Raw genomic sequence first — 16,275 nt, 5'->3', positions numbered from 1 at the left:
GTCGCCCGCATGTCGGTAGCGGACTAGGGCGGAGTGAACGCTGCCGGGCGGGCGGAGGCAAGCGGGAATTTTTGCGGAGATTATTGTTTGAGCATGATCTCCGCGCAAACGCGTACCGCGTTTGTCGCGAGGGAAAACCGCTGCACACTTTTCCGGATCATGCCCTACCCCGCCGCTCGCCGCGGCGTCAGGTTGGTGGCGGCATCGGCCGGTGGAGCGATCTGCATCAAAATGGTGTGGGTGGCAGATGCGACCTCAATGCCGTTCTGCTGGAAGCGCTGCTTCATGCGGCGGTTGAACTCGCGCTGGACCGGCCAACGGCCGGCCTCGGTACAGCGAATCTGGCCGACGATCGACACCATCGCGCCGTCGACCTTATCGATACCCCAGAGCTCGAGGTCGCCGCGGATCACGCCGCGAAATTCCGGTTCGCCGCGCATCTCTTCGACGATGTCCTTGAGAATCTGGCCGGCGCGGTCGGTGTCCTCCTTGTAGGCGACGTTGACGCTGACGGAGGCGTTGCCGGCGCCGCGGCTGGCATTGGTGATGGTCGTCACCGCGCTGAACGGCACGATGTGCACGGCGCCGTCGCCGGCGCGCAGCCGGATGGTGCGGATCGAGACGTTCTCGACCACGCCGGTGAGACCGGACACGCTGACGGTGTCGCCGACCTGGACCGTGTTCTCCAAAAGCAGAAACAGGCCGGTGATGAGGTCCTGCACCAGCTTCTGCGAGCCGAAGCCGATCGCAATGCCGACGATGCCGGCACCGGCCAGCAGCGGCGCGACATTGACGCCGATCTCGCTCAGCGTCGTGAGGCCGACGACGGTCGCAATCAGGCACAGCAACGCCGTCCGCAGCATCGGCTGGAAGGTGCGCAGGCGCGCGGCGCGGGCATAGTGTCCGTCGCGCGACAGCGTATTGATCTGGCGATCCAGCAGCGCGTTGCTGGCTTCCCAGATCGCCGCAGCAATGAATACGGCGATGCCGATCGTCACCACCGCCGAGATCAGCCGGCTGCCGATTTGGCCGCCATAAAACCAGACGATGGCGTCGACGCCCCAGACCTCGAGCACGGCCACGAAGCCGATGAGGGCGATGATGCCCGAGACGATCTTGCGCAGCAGCGGCAGATAGCGGTTGGCGCGGATCTCCAGCCCCGGAAAGCGCTGGAGGATCTCCGGATTGATGCGAAAGCCGCGGTCGATCAGGCTCAGCGTCACCATGATGGCGACGCGCGTGATCAGCGCCACCCCGACGGTGCCCACGAAATATTGCAGCAGCAGCGAATAGCCGTTGCGGATGTTCAGCGCCCAGACCGCCCACAGCGCAAGATCGAGCGCAATGGCGAGATAATGCCATCCATCGGCGATACGGTTGCGCAAACGTGCTGCAATCCCTTGGCGCCCGGCCGGCGCGCGAATGGTTTCCGCAACCTGGCGGCGGCATTGCAGAATGATGACGACGATGAAGAGATGCACGACCAGCATCACCATGCGCAGCAGCGCCGCGTAGCCCGCGCGATGCAGACCAAGCAGCAGCGCGACATTGGCAAAGGCGATGCCAGATACGCCGATGCCGACGATGCGGCGCGCCCAGATCTCGATATAGGCCGCGGTCTCGGCGCGCAGCGGAAACAGGCCGAACGGCCCCGCCAGCGCACGGACGACGCAGATGAGCCCGCGCGAGAACGCGTAGGCGTTGACGACCGCGAGGATCACGAGGCGGACGGTGGCGGGCTCGCCGATCTCCGTTCCGAGCAGTGCGGTCGCCAGGCCGACGAAGACCAACACCGGAAGCAGTTCGAGCACCAGGCGGCCGAGTACGAAGGGCAGCCGCAGCAACAATTGCCAGACGCGCGCAAGGCTGTGACGGCGCTTGTGCAATTCGGGCTCGGGCGCGACGTCGGCTGCGGATGATGGCGGATCGACGATGGGCAGCGCCTGCGCCGGCAGGCGCGCGGTTTGCGGCATGCGCTCTTCGAGGAACGCGACCGGACGCCGGATCAGGCGAAAGATGACCCACTCCGCCGAGAGGGCGCAACCGAACACCAGGGCGAGCTTCCAGGCGATCTCGATCAGGAGATTGTAGGCGGCGGGATCATTGGCGGTCCGCACGATCCAATAATAGAAGGCGGGGAAGTGCGTAAGCGTCCGGGCCATATCAGCGACCTCTCGCGAAATCTCGCCGATCTGCTCCGACACCGTGAGCAGGAGCTGCGCGCCGAGGCCATCGGCCGAGAGCGGGATCGGCGATTTCTGCTCGGAAGCCGGAGCCGCCGGCTGCCGCTGACCCGAAGCATTGGCAATGGCGCGTAGCGTATCGATCATCTGCGCGCGCTTCTGGTCGTCCTGGAGCGTCTCCAGCGCGCGCCTCGCCTCATCAGGCGACAATGCGGCGGCGGCGTTGGTGGCCGGCGCAGCCGGCTCGGCGCGCGCTGTGGAGAGGGAAGAGATTGCGAGGAAGAGGGCTGCGAGAAGCGCCGGGGCAAGCTTATGCGACACGCGGATTCCTTAAAAAAATGAAATGCGCCGGCGGAATCGTGACCGCGCGAAGCACTGCGTCATGTCGGATCAGCGTTATTCGCCCCGATCCTGTGTCGGAAGTTTGCCGATGAGGCGACAATCTCTTGGCATTTGCCGCAACGCAGGCATGATGGAACTGCGCTATGACCAATGCCGCACAAAAGCATGCGATAGCGGCCGGATTTGGGGGACTTCACATGACACACTTCGATCGGCGCCGGCTCGTGCTCGCGGGCGTGGCGGCCCTGCTCGACACGCGATCCCTATCCGCGCAGAGCGGAGCGACGTTTACCTATCGCGGCATCACCGTCGACACCAGCGCTGCGCAGGACCTGCCGAATCTGAAGGAGATCGTCGCGTCGCTGAAGCATCAGATCGACATCGTCGTCGACTGCGGCGCGAAGCCCGAGATCATGACCTTCTTCAAAGTCAGGCGGTTTCGGTCAAGCCCGGACAGGGCGATGGTGGCGGACATTTCTCGTCCAAGATCGAGGGCGTCACGGTTGATGCGGCCACCGGACGCCTATGCGCTGAAGAACGCAGGAATTCTTTGCCGTGACAAGAAGCCTCTATCTCTGGGGCAACGTCGACCGTCCGCCCAACGACCGCATCGCGCTGCATGACAAGCAGCCGGTCTATTATCAGTGGCTGGGTGATCTTCGGCGTGCAGAAGAATGCGTGGTTGCGCTTGGCGCAAAACGCACAGCGCCGGGCAGGTAGGGGCTTTGCCTTACTGATGCAGCCCTCTAAACCTTGACCCGGCGTGCCGTTCGCGGTGTCTGCCGCTATGCGATAGTCCGAACGAGCTCCATCGCACTTAACGCGGCTGGATCTGCGGAGGTGGTGTCATAGACCTCCCCTTGCTCTTGAGGTGGACGTTACGCGTCGCTTATTAGCGACCTCAGTGATGGTCCTCCCGTGACACAAAACTGTCAAGCGAGATCAACGGGCTCTAGAATCACATTTGCAGGCGCGTTCCATCCTGTTCCCGCGACAGATTTGGCCGCATGAGACAGCGGGTATTGAGGGGTGGCTTGAACGGAGATCGTAGGGTGGCAAAGGCGCGTCAGCGTCGTGCCCACCGCCTCTCCCGGACAAAGATTAGTGGGCACGCTTCGCTTTTCGCACCTACCTAATCCCGAGGTCTAGCGAACGCGCCGCCCCGTCCTCGCCGGCGGCACCGCGGATGCCTGTGCAAAATAGGGATTCATCAGACAGGTCGCGGGGCGCCCCGACGCTGCGGCCTGGCACTGGGCGAACGAGGAGAAGATGCAGTCCATGCGCTCACCCTCTAATTCACCGAAGACGTGCAGACAGACCGGGGAGCGCGGGTCATAGATCTGCGCCCGTGCGGGCACGCTCATCAGAACCAACGCAAGCGCGGACACAGCGAGAGCGGTCTTGGCCACATCAACCTCGAATCAGGAACGCACTTTCTGCACGTCAACCGTAGGACAACTGCGGAGTTCGTTAAAGCCTGCACCGGCGAGAACCGCAACCATCGCAGGCATCACTGCTTCCCGCGCCCGTTTCCTTCGCGCTCCAGCGCCTTGCGCACGTTCTTGAACTCGGCCAGCGAAGCCTTGTCGGCGCGGGGGAAGCGCAGGTCCAGCCGATCGAGCTCGGCGTTGATCACCGAGCCAATCACGACGCGGGCAAACCATTTGTGGTCGGCGGGCACGACATACCAGGGCGCATGAGGCGTCGCCGTGTGCCGCACGATGTCTTGGTAGACCGCCTGATAGCGCGGCCAAAGCGCGCGCTCCTTGATATCGCCCATCGAGAATTTCCACTGCTTGGCTGGAGTATCCAGCCGGTCGAGGAAGCGCTCGCGCTGCTCCTGCTTGGAAAGGTTGAGAAAGAACTTCAGCACCACCGTGCCGTTGCGGCAGAGATAGCGCTCGAACGCGGAGATGTCCTCGAACCGTTCCTTCCAGATGTTCTTGGTGACGAGCTTTGGCGGCAGCTTCTCCTTGGCCAGGATCTCCGGGTGCACCCGCGTCACCAGGCATTCCTCGTAATGGGAGCGGTTGAAGATGCCGATATGGCCGCGCTCCGGCAGAGCGATGACGTGGCGCCAGAGGAAATCGTGGTCGAGCTCGTTGCTGCTCGGCTGCTTGAAGGCGTGAACCTCGCAGCCCTGGGGGTTGATGCCTTCGAAGATCGCCTTGATCGCAGAGTCCTTGCCGCCGGCGTCCATGCCCTGGAGCACGATCAGAAGCGACCAGCGATCCTGGGCGTAGAGCTTCTCCTGGAACTCGATCAGCCGCTTCTTGTTGGCGTCGAGGATCTCCTGCGCCTGTTCCTTGTCGAGATCGCCCTTCTCGTTGGTCTTGTGCCTGCTGAGGCGAAACTTACCGGCACCGTCGTAGCGGAATGGCGTAATGTAGCGATCAAGTTCCTGGGCGAGCGATTTGGACGGTTTCTTGCTCATGAGCGCGGGACACCTTGCGTTGCGGCTTCAATCGGTCGAGCACGCTACCAAGGATGCCCTTGGGAAGGAATATGATGAAGAGCACGAGCAAAACGCCATAGACGAGGTTGTCCCAGCCGACCGCCCTGGTGCCGAAGCCGATCCGCAGGGTCTCTGCCAGCAGAATGGTGATGACGGCACCGACGGTCGGACCGAGCGAGACGAAGAGGCCGCCGACGATGGCGGCGAACACCATCTGGAGCGACACGGCGATGCCGCTGACCGTGTCGGGCGTAATGAACATCTGGTACTGGCAGTAGATCGCGCCCGCCAGCGCCGTCATCAAAGCGCTGATCAGCGTGATCTTCAGTTTTTCCACGGTGACGTCGACGCCGGCGGCGGCCGCGGCGTCCTCGTCCTCCGAGATCGCCTCCAGCGCATAGCGGCTCATGCTGCGGTCGACCAAGTGCCAGACAATGATGCCCCCGAGCCAGACCGCGAGCGCGATCAGGTACCAGGTCGTCTTGTCGTCGAATTGCAGCGCCAGGAGCTTGTTGCCTGACGCGCGGTTCGGCGTATAGCCGAGCGAGCCGCCGGTATAGTCGCGGGTCGCCGTGATGACCTGGAGCACGATGCCGGAGAGCGCCAGCGTCACCAGCACGAAATAGTGTCCGGTGATCCGGAAGCGGAAACAGGGATAACCGACGATCAGCGCCAGCACGCCGGCCGCGACCATGCCGACGGGAATGCCGATCCAGGGCGACAAGCCGAGATGATTCCACAACAGCGCGGTGACATAGGCACCGATCCCCATGAAGCCGCCGTGCCCCAGCGAGACCAGGCCGAACCGCCCCATCATCGACCACGACGTATAGGCGAACGACCAGATCAGGATCAGCACCAGGAGGTGCAGATGATAGGGATCGCGATAGACGAACGGCAGCGCGATCAGCGCCGCCAGTCCCACTGCCCACGCCACAAGCCGCCCCTGCCCCATCATCGGCGCCTCGCAAGCAGGCCCGCGGGCCGGATGAACATCATGACGATGAAGAAGGCGAAGGCGAGCACATAGCCCCATTCAAGATCGGAGAACAGACCGCCGAGCGAGATGATCTCCGCAAACACGAAGGCGGCGATGAAGCCGCCGATGAAATTGCCGAGGCCGCCGAGCACGCAGATCAGGAAGGTGATCGGTCCAAAGGAGAGGCCGACGAACGGATGCACGTCGTATTGCAGCACCAGCAGGCAGGCGGCGAGCCCGGCCAGCGCGCCGCCAAGCGCCGAGGTGATGAGATAGACCCTCTTCGTGTCGACGCCCATCAGCGCCATGATCTGCCGGTCCTGCGAGATGGCGCGGATCGCGGTGCCGGTGAAGGTGCGCGTCATGAACAGATAGACCGCAACCATGCCGACCAAGGCGGCCGCGAACGAGAGCAGTCGCGCGTAGCTGAAATTCATGTCGCCGAAGGCCAGCACCGGCAGGCGGATGCCGAGATTGCGGAAGTCGACGCCGAAGGCGACGGTGGCAAAGCTCTGGAGCACGAACAGCACGCCGCCAGTCGCGAGTAGTTGGTTGATCGGCGGCGCGGTCAGCAGCGGCGCGATGACGAGATAGTGCAAGAGAGCACCGAGGATCGCGACGAGCATGATGGTCAGCGGCGCGGCGATGAAATAGCTGATGCCGTAATACTGCACCATGAAATACATGGCGTACATGCCGATCATCACGAGCTCGGCGTAGCAGATCCAGGTCACGTCGATGACGCCAAAGATCAGATTGAGCCCGAGCGCAAGCAGCGCCAGCACGCCGCCGAGCAGGATGCCGTTGATGACGGCCTCCAGCAGATAGATGTCGAAGATGTCCAAAAATGCTTGCATGCCTGCATGCCCTTCACACCCCGAGATAAGCTTCCTTGACCGTATCGCTCGCCAGCATCTCTGCCGAGCTACCCGACGCACGCATTGTTCCGGCCTCGATCAGATAGGCGCGATCGACCACTCGCAGCACCTGCTGTACGTTCTGCTCGACGATCAGCACCGTCAGCCCGCGCGCACGGATCCGCTTCACCAGCTCGAACACTTGCTGCACCACGACCGGCGCGAGCCCGGCAGAAGGTTCGTCGAGCAGCAGCAGCTTTGGATTCGACATCAGCGCGCGACCGATCGCGCACATTTGCTGCTCGCCGCCGGACATGGTGCCGGCCATCTGGTGGCGGCGTTCCTTCAGCCGCGGAAACAGATCGAACACGACCTCCAGCCGCTCGGCATAGTGGCTGCGCGCCTCCTTCATGAAGGCACCCATCTTCAGATTGTCGTCGACCGAAAGCTGCGGAAACAGCCGCCGGTTCTCTGGCACATGCGCAATGCCGAGGCTGACGATCTTGTGCGGCGGCGTCTTCACGACGTCGGCGCCTTCCATCGCGATCGAGCCGCGCGAGGGGCGGACCAGGCCGGAGATGACGCGCATCAGCGTGGTCTTGCCGGCGCCGTTCGGGCCGATGACGCCAACCGCTTCGCCCGCTCTCACGTCGAGATTGACGTCGAACAGCGCCTGGAAGGTGCCGTAGCCGGCGCTGACGGACCGCAGTTCCAGCATCGTCTAGCCTCCCGCGCGGCGGCGCGCTGCGGCGGCCGCGGCTTGCGTGGTCTCGGCGTCGGTGCCGAGATAAACCTCGATCACGCGCGGATCGCCGGCAACGTCGCTCGGCGGCCCCTCCGAGATCTTCTCGCCGTGATCGAGCACCATGACGCGGTCGACCACGCGCATCAGCACGCCCATGATGTGCTCGACCCAGATGATGGTGATGCCGAGCTCATCGCGGATGTTGCGCAACATGTCGGCAGCCTGACCCATCTCGGCCTCGTCGAGGCCGCCAAGACTCTCGTCGGCGAGCAGCAGTTTTGGCGCGGTGGCGAGCGCTTTCGCAAGTTCAAGCTTCTTCAGGCCGGCCGCGCCGAGGCCGTCGACGCTGGCGTGACGATCGGTCGGCAGGCCCACAAGCGCGAGCGACCGTTCCGCCGCCTCCTCGGCTTTGACACGGCTATGACGGCCCTGGCCGTAGAAGCCGGCGAGCGCGACGTTCTCGAAAATGGTCAGCCGACGGAACGGGCGCGGGATCTGGAAGGTCCGGCCGATGCCGCGGTTGATAATCCGGTGCGGCGCGAGGCCAGCGATCTCATGTCCCCCGAACAGGATCGATCCGGAGCTTGGCGCCAGCGTGCCGGAGAGCATGTTGAAGATCGTGCTCTTGCCCGAGCCGTTGGGGCCGATCAGGCCGAGGATCTCGCCCTGCTCGACCCTGAACGACACGTTGTTGACGGCGGTGAAGCCGCCAAACCGCTTCACCAGCCCGTTGACTTCCAACACCAAAGCTCTCCGCCGCTACTGGTTGCTGTAGGTGGTGCCTTTCGGCAGCGGCAGCACGGCCTCGCGCTGCGCCTGGCTCTTGGGCCACACCACTGAGGACTTGTCGTCGATATACTGGATCACGACCGGGAACGAGCGCTCGTTCTGGCCCGCCATCGGCGTGCCCTCGCCGTAGAACTTGACGCCGAAGCCGAGCATGGTGCCGCCCTCGGGAATGTCGGTCTCGAGCGCGGCCTTGCGCAGCGCATCGGGATCGACGCCGCCATACTTTTTGATCGCGCGCGGCAGCACATCATTCATGAACACGTAAGTGTTGGACGCGCCGATGCCGACATGGGCCGAGCGGATGGCAACGCCGGGCCTGATCTTGTCGAACTCCTCGCCGACCATCTTGATGACAGTCGCAAGCTTCGGATCCATGGTCTTCTGGTTGGCAAGCCAGATCGAGATCGGGTCGGTGTTGAAGAGATAGGTGGCGTCCGCACCAAGACCTTCCTTCAGCTTCTCATAGACGCCGTAGCCCGCACCATGCCCCATCAGCGCGCCGAACTTCAGGCCCTGCTCGCGGGCCTGGCGCAGCAGCAGCGTGATGTCCGGATTGTAGCCGGTGTGGAAGATCACGTCGGGTTTTGCACGCTTCAGCTTGGTCACCAGCGCGGAGAGATCTGGTGCGGTCGCGGAGTAGCCTTCCTTCAGCACGACGTTGAAGCCGGCCTTCTTGGCGCCCGCCTCGTTGCCTTTGGAGACGTCGACGCCATAGGCACCGTCCTCATGGATGATGGCGACGCGGAGGTCCTTCGGCTCCTTGCCGAACTTCTCCTTGGCGTTCTGCGCGATGAAATCCATCGTCATCATGCCGAACTGGTCGCCGCTTGCCTGCGGGCGGAAGACATATTTGTAGTTCTTGTCGGCAAACACGGACGACGAGATGCAGGTCGTCATCCACATGAACTTCTTGAGCTGCTCGACGCGGGCTGCGACCGGCACGCATTGTGCCGAGGAGAAGAAGCCGAGCACCATGTCGACCTTCTCCTGCTCGAGCAGGCGGACAGATTCATTGATGGCAATGTCGGGCTTGCTCTGCGCGTCGGCATAGACCGCCTCGACCTTGTAGCCCTCGACGCCGGTCTTGCTAAAATGGTCGAGGATGATCTTGGTGCCGAGATATTCGAGCTCGGAGCCGCCGCCCGCGAGCGGGCCGGTCAGGTCGAAAATCACGCCGATCTTGATTTTCTTGTCCTGAGCTTTGTCTTGAGCCTTGGCGGACACGCCCAAGCCCATCGCCGCAATCGCGATCAACAGCCCGCGGACCAAGCGGGCAGCCATGCGCAGGCGCATCTAAACCTCCCTGGACGATTGTGCATTGCAATTTTGTTGTTTTTGCTTTTACGCCCATCACATGGGCTGGGCGAAGCGATGTCAAGCCTCGCGCATCAGCGCGAGGCGAACTGCTGCGCAATAAAGGCCGTGACAAATCGCGGCATGGTCGGCGTGAGATCATCCATTCCGCGCACGAGATGGATCGCCGACAGCTCGGGCTCGGCCTGGTCAGCCAGATTGGCTTCGATCCGGGTGCGAGCCGCTTCACCCGGCATATCCAGGTTGAGGATCTGCATCATTGCAATCGCCTGGCCGGTGACGACGCAGTGCCACTCTGCTTCCGCTGCGTAGTCGGCAGGGATCAGGCCGGTCTCCTCCTCGATCTCGCGGACGACGCTACCGGGAATATCGAGCACACCGTCCCTGACGTCATCGAGATCGGGCGTGCCCGACGGGAAATAGATGCGCCCCCCATTGACGGTGTGGTGCGCCATCTCGCCCATCAGAAAGGCACCGTCGGAGGCACGTAGCGCACCCATGCCGAAACCGTTGAACACGGCAGGATCGGGAAAGCCCCAGTCGCGCCAGGCGAGGAAGCTCGCGAAATCGGTCTCGAAATAGGTCCCGGCGAGATGGCCGTCCGTGAAGACGGCGTCGCGCCCGAGCAGGATTCGGCCGTTCCAGATTTTTGGCCGCTCACGCTGCTTCTCGGCGAAATGCGCCGCGATCTCGGCGCGCCGTTCCTCCGCGAACGGCCACGCGATCGGGCGCACCGCAAGATCAAGCGTCGTGACGCGATGAATGGTCGATGAGGTCATGACGCCTGATTACCGCGGGATCGCGTCAGCTATTTGGCGTTCATGCCCGTGGTCTTCTTGGCCTGGTCGACGTACTTGTTGGTAAAGGTCTTGCTGACGTCGATCTTGGCGTTCGCAACCTCGGGCGAGCCAACGCTGAACACCGCGAGCACCGCGTCCGCGCCCTTCGGGTCCATCTTGCCGGTCTCGGAAAACATCGGGATCGTGTTCTTCAGCGCGGCGAGATAGAGGTCCTTGTTCTTGCCGACCATCTCCTCCGGCATCTTCGCCATGACTTCTTCGGGCGAGTGCGAATGGATCCAGGCGAGCGTCCCGAGGATCGCATTGGTGAGCGCCTGCACGTCCTTCTCGTGGCCATTGACCCAGGCCGCGGTCGAGTACAGCGCGCCGCCCGGATATTCGCCGCCGAACGTCTCGAGCGTGTCCTTTTGCGTACGGGTGTCGCTGAGGATGCGCAAATCCTTGTGGCTGCCCTGGAGCACGGTGACGGACGGATCGAGCATCACGGCCGCGTCGATCTGCCCCTGCTCCATCGCAGCGACCGCGGTGGCGCCGAGGCCGACGCCGATCACGGCGGTGCCGGCTGGATCGAGACCGTTCTTCTTGAGCATATATTTGAGGAAGAAGTCGGTGGAGGAGCCGGGCGCGCTGACGCCCACTTTCTTGCCAGCGAGATCCTTGACCGACTTGATGTCGCCCGTGTGCGAGGGCGCGACCACCAGCACGAGGCCGGGATAGCGGTCATAGACCACGAACGCCTGGAGCTCCTGCTTCTTGGCGGCCAGATTGACGCAATGGTCGAAATAGCCGGAGACCACGTCGGCGCTGCCGCCGAGCACGGCCTTCAACGCGTCCGAGCCGCCCTTGAGGTCGACCAGCTCGACATTGAGGCCGGCCTTGTCGTATTCACCGAGCTGCTTTGCCAGCACCGTCGGCAGATAGCACAGGCAGGCCCCGCCGCCGATCGCGATCGTGACCTTGCTTTGCGCCGCGGCAAGACCGGTGGTGAGCGTCAGCGCGAGCAGCGCGCCGGCGAGCCTGGCAATCGTGTTCTTCATTGGTTTCCTCCGTTCGGCTGGCGGCACCATAAAGCAGCGAGACAGGCTTGAGAAGCACTGCCTAAGTGCACTGGCCATTGGCTTTTCGGTGCAATAGCATGCGCGAACAACAATAATTCTTGATGGGGAGGATCATCCATGAATCGCCTTGCAATCGGGCTATCGATCGCCACCGCTTTTGCCGCTGGATGCGGCGCGACCCACCTGCTGCGGCCGGCGCTCGCCGCCGAGAGCATCACCCCGCAGATCATCCATACAGGCGAGATGGAAGGCGAGGCGCTGGGGCCCGCCAACACTGTCGGCTACCGCTCCAAGATGTTCATGGGCGCCGATGGCGCCACTGTGTCGATTCAGGTCGGCAACGTGCCCAAGCACATGCATCCCAACACCAACGAGATCCAGTACATCCTCGACGGGACCGGGACGATCTGGCTCGGCGACAAGGAAGTCACGGTGAAGCCGGGCGATCTCGTCATCATCCCCAAGGGCACGCCGCATGGCGGCACCAAGCCGATCAGCGGGCAGGTCAAGGCCATCGCGATCAAGACGCCGCCGCAGACGCCCGACGATACCAAGCTCTTGGACTGAGACTTCGCGCTATCGGGGCTCGCGCCGATGCGCGCGTCCCTTTTGCGGCTAGCCGCGTCCATCCGAGGCGGTCGGCCGCCACACCAGCAGGCGACGCTCCACCAGCGTCACGCCCATGTCGATCAGGATGACGAACGCCGACAGCACGAACATGCCAGCGAACACGCCGGCGACGTCGAACACGCCTTCGGCCTGCTGGATCAGATAGCCGAGACCTGCGGCCGATCCCAGATATTCGCCGACGACCGCACCGACCACGGCGAAGCCGACCGAGGTGTGCAGCGATGAGAACATCCACGACAGCGCCGACGGCCAATAGACGTGCCGCATCAACTGCCCCTCGCTCATGCCGAGCATGCGGCCATTGTCGAGCACGGTGCGGCTGACTTCCTTGACGCCCTGATAGACGTTGAAGAACACGATGAAGAACACGAGTGTCACGCCGAGCGCGACCTTCGACCAGATGCCGAGCCCCAGCCACAGCGCGAAGATCGGCGCCAGCACCACGCGCGGCAGCGCGTTGACCATCTTGACGTAGGGGTCGAACACCGCGGCGACCAGCGGTTGGCGCGCAAACCAGAAGCCGACCAGGACGCCGCCGAGCGATCCGATCACGAAGGCGAGGATCGATTCCACCAGCGTGATCCAGAGATGCTTCCAGATCACGCCGCTCCAGAACCATTTGACGATCTGGTCGAATACGTCGACCGGGTTGGAGAAGAAGAACGGCGGCAGCAGGATCTTGCCGAACACGGGGAAGGTCGACAGCACCTGCCACAGGACGATGCAGACGATGGCGACCAGCACTTGCAGCGAGAGCAATGTCAGGCGCGACATCAGACCGCCTCCGCCGCTTGGGTAGATTGCGCGTAGCCCTTCATCACTTCGTCCTTGAGTACGCTCCAGATCTCGCGGTGGAGCGCATGGAATTCCTTGTCGAGCCGCACCTCGAAGATGTCGCGCGGGCGCGGCAGCGTTACCCGCCAGTCGCCGATGATCCGCGAGGACGGCCCTGCCGACATGATCACGACGCGGTCGGCAAGAGCGATCGCCTCTTCGAGATCATGGGTCACGAACAGCACGGCCTTGCGGTCCGCGTTCCAGAGGTCGAGCAGCAGATTGCCCATCACCTGACGCGTTTGCGCGTCGAGTGGCCCGAACGGCTCGTCCATCAGGAGGATCTTTGGGTCGCGGATCAGCACCTGCGCGAGCGCGACGCGCTTGCGCTGGCCACCGGAGAGCATGTGCGGGTAACGGTTGGCGAAGGCACCGAGGCCGACGGAAGTCAGCCATTTCTGCGCACGTGCCAGCGCCTCGGCGCGTGGGGTGCCCATGATCTCGAGCCCGATCGCGACATTGTCGAGCGCGGTCTTCCAGGGGAACAGTGCGTCGGCCTGGAACAGGTAGCCGGCATCCCGGTTCAGCCCGGCGAGCAGCCGGTCGAATATCTTGACGCTGCCGGCGGCTGGTTTCAGGAGCCCCGCGGCAACGTTGAGCAGCGTGGATTTCCCGCAGCCGGTCGGACCAACGATGGCGACGAACTCGCCTTGGGCGACCGTGAGATGCGCCTTCTCCACCGCCGTATAGACCCGCCCGTCCCCCAACCGGAACGCAACCTTGGCATCTTCCAGCGCCACTGCCGTGGGCGTTGTCATGTGTTTCCTCCCGAACCCGGATCGATGCCTTAGCCTCTCGCGCGGCCAAGTTCAATCAACCGGCCAAGCATGGTACGCATGGGTCTTGTCATCCCCGCCTCCATGGGCGGGCCAGCGAAGTGAGCCCCCGCCCGATGCCTTCCAGGCCGATGATTGGCTATGCACATGTCACCAAAAGCTTCGGCTCCCTCAAGGCCGTGGACGACGTCTCGCTCGATATTGCCGAGGGTGAGTTTCTGGCCATCGTCGGCGGCTCCGGCTCGGGCAAGACGACGCTGCTGCGGCTCACCAACCGGCTGATCGAAGCGGATGGCGGCACGATCACGGTCGAGGGCGAGGACGTGCAAAACGTCGACCCGGTCGCCCTGCGGCGCCGGATCGGCTACGTTTTCCAGAGCGGCGGGCTGTTCCCGCACTTAAGCGTCGCCGACAATATCGGGATCACGCCAAAGCTGCTGGGCGTGCCGGCGGCGGACATCACCGCGCGCGTCGATGAGCTGCTCGAGCTCGTGCAGCTCGACCGTAGCGCGCATCGCGACCGGCTTCCGGAGGCGCTCTCCGGCGGTCAGCGCCAACGCGTCGGCGTGGCGCGGGCGCTCGCGGCACGCCCCCGCATCGTGCTCATGGACGAGCCGTTCGGCGCACTCGATCCCCTCACCCGCGATGCGCTCGGCGATGATTTTCGCGACCTGCACCGCAAGCTCGGCCTGACCACCGTGATGATCACGCACGACATGACGGAAGCGATCCTGCTCGCCGATCGCATCGCGGTGATGCGCGGCGGAAAGCTGCAGGCACAGGGCACGCCGGCAGCACTCTCGAAAAGCAGCGACGGCTATGTGCTGGAGCTGTTGCGCACGCCGCGGCGCCAGGTCGAGCGGCTGAATGCGCTGCTGCCGCAGAGCGGTGCGGCATGAGCCTCTTCTCCGATCCACGCTGGAGCGAGGCGCTGTCGCATTTGCCCGACTATCTCGGCAACCATGTGCGGGTGAGCCTCGCCGCACTCGCACTTGGCTTGGTCATCAGCCTGCCACTGGCGATCCTCACCCGCAACCGGCCGGCGCCACGCAGCATCCTGCTCGCGCTCGCCAGCATCGTGCAGACGGTGCCGGGACTGGCCTTGCTCGCGCTGTTCTATCCGCTGCTGCTCGCGGCAGCCTCGGTGACGCTCGCCTGGTTCGGCGTCTCCTTCTCGGCCTTCGGCTTCCTGCCGGCGATGCTCGCGCTGGCGCTCTATTCGATGCTGCCGGTGCTGCGTAACGGCATCACCGGCCTGAACGGCATCGACCCGGCACTGATCGAAGCCGCTGAGGGCGTCGGCATGACCGTGCGGCAGTCGCTCGTCATGGTCGAGCTGCCGCTGGCGCTGCCGGTGATGATGGCGGGCATTCGCACCGCCGCGGTGTGGGTGATCGGCACCGCGACGCTGTCGACGCCGATCGGGCAAACCAGCCTTGGCAACTACATTTTTGCCGGCCTTCAGACCCAGAACTGGGTGTTCGTGCTGTTCGGCTGCTTTGCTTCGGCCCTGCTTGCGCTCGCCGTCGATCAACTGCTCGGCCTGATCGAGAGCGGCCTGCGCCACCGCAGCCGCCTGCGCGCGGGGTTCGGCGTGGCCGGAATCGCAGCACTGGTCGCGGCGACGCTGGTGCCGACCATGGGGCGTTCATCATCGGGCTATGTGGTCGGCGCCAAGACCTTCGCCGAGCAATATGTGCTGTCGGCGCTGCTCAGGGATCGCCTCCAGACGGCCGACCTTCCGGCCACGACGCGATCGGGCCTCGGTTCGAGCGTGATCTTCGGGGCACTGAAGGCCGGCGACATCGATCTCTATGTCGACTATTCCGGCACGCTCTGGGCCAACCAGCTGCATCGCACCGACATCAGGCCGCGCGCGGAACTACTGGCGGAGTTGAAGACGGCGCTCGCAAAGGACAACATCACCCTGCTCGGCGAGCTCGGCTTCGAGAACGCCTACGCGCTGGTGATGCCGAAGCAGCGCGCCGCGACGCTTGGCATCCGCACGATTGCCGATCTCTCGGCACATGCATCGACCCTGTCGATCGCCGGCGACTACGAATTCTTCTCGCGCCCGGAATGGGCGGCGCTGCAAAAAGCTTATGGGCTTCAGTTTCGCGCGCAACGCCAGATGCAGCCGGACTTCATGTACGCGGCGGTCGCCAGCGGCGAGGTCGACGTGATCGCCGGCTATACCAGCGACGGGCTGATCGCGAAATACGATCTGGTCGTGCTGGACGATCCCAGGCACGCGATACCGCCCTACGACGCGATCCTGTTGCTCGCACCGAAGCGCGCCGGCGACGAGCGATTGCAGACCGCGCTGAAGCCGCTGCTGGGGACGATCGACATTGCCACGATGCGGGAAGCAAATTTGCGCGCCGCCGGCAATGACGCGACGTCCTCGCCGGAGGCGGTAGCGAAGTGGCTGTGGGGGAAGATCAAGAGGCAGTGACGCCGGGCTCGACGTACGCTAAATCCCCGTCATCCTTCGAGGCTCGTGTTGCGATGCG

Annotated in this window: 16 protein-coding genes; 4 read left to right on the top strand and 12 right to left on the bottom strand. The window is 63.9% G+C overall.

Annotation, left to right across the window (positions count from 1 at the left end):
• Positions 1-164 precede the first annotated feature (164 nt).
• Positions 165-2,504, bottom strand: a complete 2,340-nt coding sequence (locus ABIB73_RS11600; RefSeq protein WP_354224059.1) for a mechanosensitive ion channel family protein — start codon at positions 2,502-2,504, stop codon at positions 165-167.
• 164 nt (positions 2,505-2,668) lie between these two features.
• Between ABIB73_RS11600 and ABIB73_RS11595 the strand changes: the two genes are divergently transcribed.
• The gene (locus tag ABIB73_RS11595) at positions 2,669-3,148 is read left to right on the top strand and encodes a hypothetical protein (RefSeq protein WP_354224057.1); all 480 of its coding nucleotides are present in this window, start codon (positions 2,669-2,671) and stop codon (positions 3,146-3,148) included.
• Positions 3,149-3,670: 522 nt separating this feature from the next.
• Here the strand turns inward: ABIB73_RS11595 and ABIB73_RS11590 are convergent.
• From ABIB73_RS11590 to ABIB73_RS11550, 9 genes are all read right to left on the bottom strand, one after another.
• Positions 3,671-3,913 carry a DUF3551 domain-containing protein gene (locus tag ABIB73_RS11590; RefSeq protein WP_354224286.1) on the bottom strand — a complete coding sequence of 81 codons (243 nt, stop codon included), beginning with the start codon at positions 3,911-3,913 and terminating at the stop codon, positions 3,671-3,673.
• Between the two features lie 122 nt (positions 3,914-4,035).
• Complete coding sequence (locus ABIB73_RS11585) at positions 4,036-4,959, bottom strand: polyphosphate kinase 2 family protein (RefSeq protein WP_354224055.1); 924 nt, start codon at positions 4,957-4,959, stop codon at positions 4,036-4,038.
• Entirely contained in the window at positions 4,919-5,938 is a 1,020-nt protein-coding gene (locus ABIB73_RS11580) for a branched-chain amino acid ABC transporter permease (protein ID WP_354224053.1), read from the bottom strand. The genes ABIB73_RS11585 and ABIB73_RS11580 overlap by 41 nt, the downstream gene beginning before the upstream one ends.
• Complete coding sequence (locus ABIB73_RS11575) at positions 5,935-6,816, bottom strand: branched-chain amino acid ABC transporter permease (RefSeq protein ID WP_354224051.1); 882 nt, start codon at positions 6,814-6,816, stop codon at positions 5,935-5,937. The genes ABIB73_RS11580 and ABIB73_RS11575 overlap by 4 nt, the downstream gene beginning before the upstream one ends.
• A gap of 13 nt (positions 6,817-6,829) precedes the next feature.
• Positions 6,830-7,534, bottom strand: a complete 705-nt coding sequence (locus tag ABIB73_RS11570; protein WP_354224049.1) for an ABC transporter ATP-binding protein — start codon at positions 7,532-7,534, stop codon at positions 6,830-6,832.
• Positions 7,535-7,537: 3 nt separating this feature from the next.
• A complete protein-coding gene (locus ABIB73_RS11565; RefSeq protein ID WP_354224047.1) occupies positions 7,538-8,305 on the bottom strand; it encodes an ABC transporter ATP-binding protein in 768 nt (255 codons plus the stop codon).
• A gap of 15 nt (positions 8,306-8,320) precedes the next feature.
• Positions 8,321-9,643: an ABC transporter substrate-binding protein gene (locus tag ABIB73_RS11560; RefSeq protein ID WP_354224045.1), complete on the bottom strand. Its 1,323-nt coding sequence runs from the start codon at positions 9,641-9,643 to the stop codon at positions 8,321-8,323.
• A gap of 95 nt (positions 9,644-9,738) precedes the next feature.
• Complete coding sequence (locus ABIB73_RS11555) at positions 9,739-10,443, bottom strand: NUDIX hydrolase (RefSeq protein WP_354224043.1); 705 nt, start codon at positions 10,441-10,443, stop codon at positions 9,739-9,741.
• A gap of 29 nt (positions 10,444-10,472) precedes the next feature.
• Entirely contained in the window at positions 10,473-11,501 is a 1,029-nt protein-coding gene (locus ABIB73_RS11550) for an ABC transporter substrate-binding protein (RefSeq protein WP_354224041.1), read from the bottom strand.
• 138 nt (positions 11,502-11,639) lie between these two features.
• Here ABIB73_RS11550 and ABIB73_RS11545 point away from each other — a divergent pair, with 138 nt between their 5' ends.
• Entirely contained in the window at positions 11,640-12,089 is a 450-nt protein-coding gene (locus ABIB73_RS11545; protein ID WP_354224039.1) for a cupin domain-containing protein, read from the top strand.
• Between the two features lie 48 nt (positions 12,090-12,137).
• On the opposite strand, the gene ABIB73_RS11540 is transcribed toward ABIB73_RS11545, so the two are convergent.
• Both ABIB73_RS11540 and ABIB73_RS11535 read right to left on the bottom strand, forming a co-directional pair.
• Positions 12,138-12,926 carry an ABC transporter permease gene (locus ABIB73_RS11540; protein ID WP_354224037.1) on the bottom strand — a complete coding sequence of 263 codons (789 nt, stop codon included), beginning with the start codon at positions 12,924-12,926 and terminating at the stop codon, positions 12,138-12,140.
• Complete coding sequence (locus ABIB73_RS11535; protein WP_354224035.1) at positions 12,926-13,744, bottom strand: ABC transporter ATP-binding protein; 819 nt, start codon at positions 13,742-13,744, stop codon at positions 12,926-12,928. The genes ABIB73_RS11540 and ABIB73_RS11535 overlap by 1 nt, the downstream gene beginning before the upstream one ends.
• A gap of 134 nt (positions 13,745-13,878) precedes the next feature.
• Here ABIB73_RS11535 and ABIB73_RS11530 point away from each other — a divergent pair, with 134 nt between their 5' ends.
• Positions 13,879-14,661, top strand: a complete 783-nt coding sequence (locus ABIB73_RS11530; RefSeq protein ID WP_354224033.1) for an ATP-binding cassette domain-containing protein — start codon at positions 13,879-13,881, stop codon at positions 14,659-14,661.
• Positions 14,658-16,217, top strand: coding sequence for a glycine betaine ABC transporter substrate-binding protein (locus ABIB73_RS11525; protein ID WP_354224031.1), 1,560 nt, complete (start codon positions 14,658-14,660; stop codon positions 16,215-16,217). The genes ABIB73_RS11530 and ABIB73_RS11525 overlap by 4 nt, the downstream gene beginning before the upstream one ends.
• Positions 16,218-16,275 lie beyond the last annotated feature (58 nt).

This window comes from Bradyrhizobium sp. F1.4.3, from assembly GCF_040548375.1.
GTDB lineage: Bacteria > Pseudomonadota > Alphaproteobacteria > Rhizobiales > Xanthobacteraceae > Bradyrhizobium.
Note: the sequence above shows the minus strand (reverse complement) of the source record. Positions and strands in the feature narration are given on the sequence as shown.